General features: G+C 65.8%; 1 protein-coding gene and 1 pseudogene. Both read right to left on the reverse strand.

All coding sequences use genetic code 11. The annotated features are described in order from the left end of the window. Window positions 1-480 (reverse strand): annotated as a pseudogene (locus tag ACF1GV_RS42540) (IS5 family transposase); the annotation flags it as partial. 100 nt (window positions 481-580) lie between these two features. Continuing rightward, window positions 581-1663, reverse strand: coding sequence for a hypothetical protein (locus ACF1GV_RS42545; RefSeq protein WP_391692534.1), 1083 nt, complete (start codon window positions 1661-1663; stop codon window positions 581-583). Between the last annotated feature and the right edge of the window lie 492 nt (window positions 1664-2155).

A 2155-nucleotide genomic window follows, 5' to 3' on the forward strand; every position in this document is an offset into this window, starting at 1 on the left:
CTCTGGCTGTCGTGCATGTTCGCGCCGGAGATGCCCAGGGAGAGTGGCAGTCCGTTCCGGTCGCAGATCAGGTGGATCTTCGGTCCCAGTTTGCCGCGGTCGGTCGGATTCGGTCCGGTCAGTGGCCCCCTTTTGCCGCCCGCAGACTGACCGAGTCGATCGCGCATCGCGACTAGTCCAGCTCGCCCCGCGCTCCGAGTTCGTCGAGGATCACGCGGTAGAGCCTGGCCCACACCCGGTCCCGGCTCCACTGGGCGAACCGGCGGTAGACCGTGGGCCAGGCCGGACCGAACACGGGCGGCAGTTGCCGCCACGTGCAGCCTGAATTCGCCACGAAGATGATCGCGGCAAGGGCTTCGCGCGGTCACCCGCCCGGCGTCGGCCACCGCCCTGCGGACGTGTCACCTCAGTCGGCGGCACCACCCGCCGGAACAGCACCCACAACTCGTCCGGCACCAGTCGCTCCACGAGATCCGCCATGCACGGATCAACGAAGGATCACACCATAAGTGTCCCTGGGAGGCAGGAGCGCAACCGTTCTCGAGCCAGCTCGGCATGCCCCGTGCTTTGGTGATCGTCGTCAGCCGTCGAATGTCAACCAGGGGATGTCGAGCTGGCGGAGGGGATGCAGTGCGCTGCGATGCTGGGCGCCGATCCAGACCTGGAGGTTGTTCTCGTCCCAGTCGGGTGTGACGTCAGCGACCAGGCCGTGGGCGACCAGGAAGTCCATCGGTGCGACGGGTGACAGGAACGGCCGCAGGGGCACTCGCTGAAGACAGCTCTCCAGCATCGGCAGGGAGTCCTTGGGAACGTCGTGGGAACGGGCCACATAGGGAGCGGTCATGGCGGCTTCATGCAGCAAGAACTGCAGGAGGAACCCGCTCAGCGGTTCCTGTTCGGGCACAAGGTGATCGTCCTCGAACCAGACGGTCGGATCACCATCGGTGGCACCGGGCTGCCAGGGGATCGACCAGGTCCAGCAGCCCTGGTTCTCGACGCCGAAGACGAGTCGCTCCGCGCTGTTGTCCGGGCGCAGTCCACTGGCCGGCAGGATCGTGTTCTGCCTGCCGAAAACGGCCGGGCGCTGTGCGGCCAGGCGGTAGAAGTCGGCCAGCGCCCACGGAACAGAACCCGGTATGTCGGTGACCAGTCCGTCTGTGCTGGTCGCCGGGAACCAGCCCTTGACGAAGAGCTCAAGGGCCTTACCACGGTCGGTGTTCACGTGATCCAGCCACTCCAGGCCGGGAAGGCCGGGTGGCTTGGTCGGCGGCCGGACTCTGTCGAGCACCTCTTGGTCCAGTTGGGAGTCGAGGCGCAGCACGCAGAGCATGAATTGGTCGTTGCTCTGTTCACCTCTCACCGGCCGTGCCGTGCCAAGGTATATGCATTCCTCTCCGAGCCGGATGAACGCGTGCATGGGTCGGCGGGGCTCTGCACCCCAGATCTGTGAGGCGAGCCTGGCTGGGCCCTGGCCGTGCAGCCGGAACTCCCTGCTGTTCCACACGCAGCTGGTGGTCACGCCATCCACAGCGTCCGCAATGATCACGGTCTCTGTCGCGCCGAACCCGACGACAGCGCCGCCGATCGTGAACACTTCGGCGTCGGGGCCGACGAGAGCCAGGGCCTCGGCTTCATCGACCAGGTCCAAGCAGGTCAAGGGCATGGCGGCGAGTGTAACCAGGCCGGGCAGCGCAGTAGACGGGCAACGATCTCCGGTGGCCTCTCAGCGGTCCGTGACGCGATCGGGAGTGGAAGGAACCGTGACAGTGCAGGATGCTTCTGGAGGACCACCTTGTGGTCTCGCTCGTCACTCCCAGTGTCTTTGCCGCTGTGGGAACGGGAATCCGATCGTGGCGGATGAGCCGGTGGAGTCTCGCGATGTCGATGCTTGCTGGGTCCGGTCCAGGAAGGTGGAGCGAGCGAGGCAAGAAGGGACATCGGCGGGTGCAGGCTGTGGGCTCGTCAGCGATGCCGGCGCGGCAAGGAAGTGCTGAGCAGCGGATTCGAGGCCTGCGGCGAGTTCAGGAGTCACATTGCTGACGAGCCTGGCCATCCTGTATCTGAGCTTGTTCTTTAACCTCCGTCCGGCCCTGGCATGGTGGCTGGCAGGCCTGAGCATGAGCGGGCAGGCCTGAGCATGAGCGGTCGAATCGGG

The sequence above is a fragment of the Streptomyces sp. NPDC014006 genome (assembly GCF_043088925.1).
In the GTDB taxonomy this organism is placed as follows: domain Bacteria; phylum Actinomycetota; class Actinomycetes; order Streptomycetales; family Streptomycetaceae; genus Streptomyces.